Genomic DNA, 5,519 nt, shown 5'->3' on the forward strand with positions numbered 1-5,519 from the left:
GACGGTGTAGAGCCCCGGGCCGTGGGATTCGCCGGAGGTGAGGTATCGAAGTTTGGTCAGGGACTGCATAAGTGAAATTTCCTTCGCCGGGCTTTATAAACGAAAAAACCCCCACGGCCGATCAGGGGGTTCTAGCGAAATCCGACGAATCCCATCAATATCAATCTTCGGGAAAAACTTTTTCTTTTTCCGAGAGTTTGAAGCCCAAAGCTAGAATGATCTTGCGCATCGTATCCATGCGGCAGCTCATCCCGCCTTCGACGCGGTCGATGGTGAGGGCGGACAGGCCCGCCTTGCGGGCCAACTCGGCCTTGCTCATGAGCTGCTCTTCGCGAATCTTCTGCACGTTGTTTTTCACGAGCCTGGTGTCTTTCTTAGGCTTGGCCGCTTCCGCCATAAGGGTTCCCGTCTTCCAGCAATGGTCTTTTGGTGATGCGCCCCGATGGTCTTTCTTCCGATCGGATACTGATGCGACGTTAGAAGAAAATGATGCAATCTTCAAGATTTTCTAATTCAATTTCGAAAAATTTTATTGAGTTAATATGCAATTAATTAAAATATAATTAATTTATATATAATTATACTAAATATCGCATGAATTGGAGGTAACCCCGGATCAGGCGCTCACCATGGAAAAGAAAGAGGAGGGAAACGAGGCCCAAGGCGCTGCCGAAGGGCAAGGGCGCCTCTTTGGATTGTCCCCGGAAGAGCATCAAGAGAACGCCGAAGACGATGCCCAGCACCGAGGCGAGGAGGAAGATGAAAAAGATCGCCTGCCAACCGAACAGGGCCCCCAGCATCGCGGCGAATTTCACGTCGCCGCCGCCCAGCCCCTCGCGCTTGCGCAGCCTTTGATAGGCGAGCGCCAAGAGCAGCAAGGTAAGCGCGCCGGCGAGGGCGCCGAGCAGGCTTTCCCACAATAAAATCCAATGGCTGGCGAGAGGGACCGGAGAAAAATACCTCCCGTCGAGCCAATGTAGGAGGAAACCGGCCGCGATGCCCGGCAAGGTGATCGCGTCGGGCAAGAGCAGGTGGCGGAAGTCGATGACGATCAACAGCAAGACCGGCGCGATAAAGAGGATGAGATAAAGCAAGAACCTTGGCCAAGGCTGGATCTGATGAAATGCGTAGACCGTCAGGGCGGCGGTGGCGGCCTCGAGCAGCAGGTGGTGCGGCGGGATCCTCGCCCCGCAGGACCGGCAGCGCCCGCGCAGGAAGAGATGGCTGAAGACCGGGACGTTTTCGTACCAGGCGAGCTGCCGGTCGCATGCGCGGCAGCGCGAGCGGGGCCGCACCACCGATTCGCCCGCCGGCAGGCGCTCGGCCGCCAGGCCCAAAAAGGAGCCCAGGGCGAGGCCGAAGAGGCCGACGTAGATCGAAAGCAGGATTTCCACCCTCGCCATCCTAGGGAAGGCTCATGATTTCTCCAAGGAAAATTGGCATTTCTTGCTTGAAGCGGCGATAAAACTTACAGTAGGAGTGACACACAGAAGGAGTTCACCGATGTCCTCGACCGTCAAACCCTCCCACGAAGAAGAAGAGTACTTCGCGCGCCAAGAGATCGAAAAGCGCAAGGAATTGGCCGAAAAGCTCAAGGCCCAAATGCAGGCCGCCGAGCTCGAAAACCTCAAAAAACTGCATTACAACCACTGCGCCCGCTGCGGCTTCGAGATGCACCCCGTCGTCTTCAAGGGCGTCACCATCGAAAAGTGCCCCAACTGCGGCGGCATCTTTCTGGACGCGGGCGAGATCGAGCAGATCGTCGGCAAAGAGAGCGGCTTCATCGGCAGCGTCCTGGGCCTCTTCAAGTTTTAAGGAAATCATGATCACCCGCGAAACGGTCGAAAAAATCGCCAAGCTCGCCCGGCTTCAGCTCTCCGAGAGCGACCTCGAAAAATACACCGGCCAGCTCAACAACATCCTGGGCCACATCGAGAAGCTCAACGAACTCGACACTCGGGACATCGAGGCCACCACCCATGCGGTCGAGGTGCCCAATCCCCTGCGCGACGACGCGGTGAAGGTCAGCACGGTGATCGAGCAAGTCCTCGAGATCTCGCCCGACCACGAAGAGCACTTCTTCCGCGTCCCGAAGGTAATCTAATGGAACTCCACCACCTCACGCTGGCCGAGGCGGCCGAAAAGCTGCGCAAGAAGGAGGTCTCCTCCCTCGAGCTGACCCAGGCCACCTTAAAGCGCATCGAGGCCGTCGATCCCAAGGTCGAGTCCTATTTGACCGTCACCCCCGAGACCGCCCTCGCCCAGGCCAAGGCGACCGACCAAAAACTGAGCCAAGGCGAAACCCTGGCGCCGCTCGCGGGGATTCCCTTCGCCTTGAAGGACATCTTCCTCACACGGGGCATCAAGACCACCTGCGCCTCGAAGATCCTGCATAATTTCATCCCGCCCTACACCGCGACCTCGGCGCAGAGGCTGCTCGACCAGGGCATCGCCTTGACCGGCAAGCTCAACATGGACGAGTTCGCGATGGGCTCCTCGACCGAGACCTCGGCCTTCAAGAAGACCAAAAATCCCTGGGACCTGACCCGCACGCCGGGCGGCAGCAGCGGCGGCTCGGCGGCCGCGGTGGCCGCGGGCCTTTGCTACGGCACCCTGGGCACCGACACCGGCGGTTCGATCCGCCAGCCCGCCGCCCTGACCGGCATCGTGGGGCTCAAGCCCACCTACGGGCGCGTCAGCCGCTTCGGCGTCATCGCCTTCGCCTCTTCCCTCGACCAAGTCGGACCCATGACGAAGGACGTCCGCGACTGCGCGATCGTCCTCAACGCGATCGCCGGCCACGACCCGCGCGACTCGACCTCCTTCGACGCGCCGGTGCCCGACTACACACAGTCCCTGAAGAAGGATTGCAAGGGGCTCAAGATCGGCGTCCCCAAAGAATACTTCATCGCCGGCACCGACCCCGAGATCGACGCCGCGCTGAAGCAGGCCCTCCAGACCTACCGCGAGCTGGGCGCCGAGATCCACGAGGTCTCGCTGCCGCACACCGAGTATGCGGTGCCGACCTATTATATTCTGGCCCCCGCCGAGGCCAGCAGCAACCTGGCCCGCTTTGACGGCATTCGCTACGGTCACCGTGCCAAGGAGGCACAAGGTGTGGAGGATACCTACCGCCGGAGCCGCTCGGAAGGTTTCGGCCCGGAGGTGCAACGGCGCATCCTGCTGGGCACCTTCGTGCTCAGTGCCGGTTACTACGATGCCTACTATGGCCAAGGGATGAAGGTGCGGCGCATCATCCGGGACAACACCTTGGAAACCTTGGCCGGGCTGGACCTGCTGCTTACCCCCACCTGTCCGTCCACCGCCTTCCTCAAGGGGCAGATCAGCGACCCGGTGACCATGTACCTCCAGGACATTTTCACCGTGCAGGCCAACCTGGCCGGAATCCCGGCCCTTTCCATCCCGGCTGGCCAGCACTCCAATGGCATGCCGTTCGGTATCCAGTTGATGGCCAAGCCGTTTGAGGATGAACGCTTGCTGGCTGCCGCCCGCAGGCTTTTTCCGTGCTGATCCCCCCGGCGGATCCAGGACCCGATCGTCCGTGTGTCAACGATCGATCGTTGGCCCCCGCGGGCAACATTCGGGAAGAATGCGCGTAAAAGACGAGATATTCGCCGTTGGGCGATAATGTAAAAATGCGCCCGTCAAGGTCGCCCGTGCTGACGATCGCGCGGCGGTTGGCTGTCGAGCCTTCCATGATCCACGCGTTGCCGCCGGCAAGATAGGCGAGTGTGCCGGGAATGTTCAACGGCACAAAGGATGCCTGGGAGCCGACCATCACGATCTCGGGCAAAGCCTCTGCCACGAGAACGGACTTGACGATTGTCCTGCTGACCTCGACCTTGTCTTCGAGGATCGTTCGGTACGTGACTTCTTCCAGACCATTTTCGCCTGCCTGAACCAGGCGCGTTTCGCCTTCGGGCAGGGTTTCATTGCGGACGATCTGCCGCTCGAATGGAATGACCACTTCCTCGGTCTCGAAAATTTCCTCCACCCGGATCAATTTGACAATATCGCCGTCGTTGAGGACGGTATAAAGGGGGGGGTCGGTTTTATCGAGCGCGCCAACCGGGACGCCGGCTTCCTCCAGCGCAAGTGATACTGTCAAACCGGAGGGAACCGTTGCCTCTTTTTCCTGTCCATCCGCGATGATGCGTATGGTGATGTCGCTGTTCAATTGCGGGGAGCGGCAGGAAGCGATCAGCGAAGCGGCAATAAAAATAAGCAGACTCAAGCCGAATGGAGTCTTGAGCCGAAGCGAAAGGGGTGGGCGGGGCATGTCGGGTATAATCCAGCCGCTATTTGATTCTTCCCGTGACTGTCATGAAACCGTCTGCAATCGTGATGGCCTCCAACCGAAAACCGCTTGCAACGGGACCGAACGAACCGGTAAAAGTTTCGCCGATGACCGCGCTGATCGCAGACTTGAGTCCTTCCGGCGCGGGAAAGGGACCAAAATCAGCGGATGCGATCTCGATCGTTGGCTGCCCGGTGACCGGGTCGATCGCCACGTTCATGACGATCAGCATATTGGCGCTGAACCAACCCTGTGTGATTTTGCCGTACATCTGCATCTGACCGTTGCGCAGGTAGATTTGCGGATCGGTGAAGGGCGGGTCGGTCTGTTGGGAAAGCTTTTGCGCGATGAATCCCGTGAGCTGGCTTTCGGAAATTTGCAGGGTGATAACGCCCGTTTCAGCGCCTGTGAGCATCGCCTGCTGGATCATATCCTGCAGGGCTTGGGCGTCAGTGGGCGACGATGGCACTGTTTGAGCGGGATATTCGGGCCCGCCGACGAAAATGGAACAGGACAGCGACATCGCGGCAAGTAAAAAAATAAAAAGATGGAAATGGTTTTTTGTTTTCATGATCATCATTACGGTCAATTTTACAGCGGAGCAATTATAGCATGGGCGAATCGCAATCAATCTCCAACGAAGAGATGAGTCTGGCGGCAAAGATCGAGGCGATGTTGTTCGTCTCCGCCGAGCCTGTGCCGGTTCAGCAGTTATCGCAGGCGCTCGATGTCGCTGCGTCGGTGGTGGAACGCGGGTTGAAGGAACTGGAAGATTCGCTTCACTCGCGCGGATTGCGGCTTCAGCGGCATGCCGGGCGCGTGCAATTGACCACCGCTCCCCAATTGGCGGGGCTGGTGGAAATATTTTTGGGCCTCGAAGCGATCACTCACCTCAGCCGGGCGGCGTTGGAAACGCTCGCCATCATCGCCTACCAACAGCCGGTGACTCGCCCGCAGGTGGATTCGATTCGCGGCGTGAACAGCGATGCGATGCTCAAAAGTCTATTGAGCAAGGGATTGATCCTCGAGTCGGGCAGGACGGATGGACCAGGCCGCCCGATCCTGTATTCGACCACGCCCGAATTTTTACAGCACTTCGGGTTGAACTCGCTGACCGAACTGCCGCCTCTGGCAGCGCCTGCCGAGCCGGAAACTGAAGATACTGAGCTGTTGAAGGGGTAGCCTGGCCGGAATTTCTTTG

Annotated in this window: 8 protein-coding genes; 4 read left to right on the forward strand and 4 right to left on the reverse strand. The window is 58.9% G+C overall.

Annotated features, from left to right (window positions below):
• Positions 1-160: 160 nt before the first annotated feature.
• Positions 161-397: a helix-turn-helix transcriptional regulator gene (locus FBR05_14460; protein ID MDL1873379.1), complete on the reverse strand. Its 237-nt coding sequence runs from the start codon at positions 395-397 to the stop codon at positions 161-163.
• Positions 398-578: 181 nt separating this feature from the next.
• On the reverse strand, positions 579-1,403 hold the full coding sequence (locus tag FBR05_14465; GenBank protein ID MDL1873380.1) for a prepilin peptidase: 825 nt from the start codon (positions 1,401-1,403) through the stop codon (positions 579-581).
• Between the two features lie 100 nt (positions 1,404-1,503).
• On the opposite strand from FBR05_14465, the gene FBR05_14470 reads away from it, so the two are divergent.
• From FBR05_14470 to gatA, 3 genes are read left to right on the forward strand one after another with little or no spacing between them, the layout of a single operon-like run.
• Positions 1,504-1,815 carry a hypothetical protein gene (locus FBR05_14470; GenBank protein MDL1873381.1) on the forward strand — a complete coding sequence of 104 codons (312 nt, stop codon included), beginning with the start codon at positions 1,504-1,506 and terminating at the stop codon, positions 1,813-1,815.
• Between the two features lie 4 nt (positions 1,816-1,819).
• The gene (gene gatC / locus FBR05_14475) at positions 1,820-2,104 is read left to right on the forward strand and encodes an Asp-tRNA(Asn)/Glu-tRNA(Gln) amidotransferase subunit GatC (protein ID MDL1873382.1); all 285 of its coding nucleotides are present in this window, start codon (positions 1,820-1,822) and stop codon (positions 2,102-2,104) included.
• Positions 2,104-3,531 carry an Asp-tRNA(Asn)/Glu-tRNA(Gln) amidotransferase subunit GatA gene (gene gatA, locus FBR05_14480; protein MDL1873383.1) on the forward strand — a complete coding sequence of 476 codons (1,428 nt, stop codon included), beginning with the start codon at positions 2,104-2,106 and terminating at the stop codon, positions 3,529-3,531. Before gatC ends, gatA begins: the two co-directional genes overlap by 1 nt.
• Here gatA and FBR05_14485 read toward each other — a convergent pair.
• Entirely contained in the window at positions 3,380-4,300 is a 921-nt protein-coding gene (locus FBR05_14485; GenBank protein ID MDL1873384.1) for a DUF348 domain-containing protein, read from the reverse strand. The genes gatA and FBR05_14485 overlap by 152 nt on opposite strands.
• 19 nt (positions 4,301-4,319) lie before the next feature.
• Positions 4,320-4,889, reverse strand: a complete 570-nt coding sequence (locus FBR05_14490; protein MDL1873385.1) for a hypothetical protein — start codon at positions 4,887-4,889, stop codon at positions 4,320-4,322.
• A 41-nt stretch (positions 4,890-4,930) separates the two neighbouring features.
• Between FBR05_14490 and scpB the strand changes: the two genes are divergently transcribed.
• Positions 4,931-5,500 (forward strand): SMC-Scp complex subunit ScpB, encoded by a 570-nt coding sequence (scpB, locus tag FBR05_14495; protein MDL1873386.1) that lies wholly within the window; start codon positions 4,931-4,933, stop codon positions 5,498-5,500.
• The last annotated feature ends 19 nt before the right edge of the window (positions 5,501-5,519 follow it).

The sequence above is a fragment of the Deltaproteobacteria bacterium PRO3 genome (assembly GCA_030263375.1).
Classification (GTDB): Bacteria; UBA10199; UBA10199; order DSSB01; family DSSB01; genus DSSB01.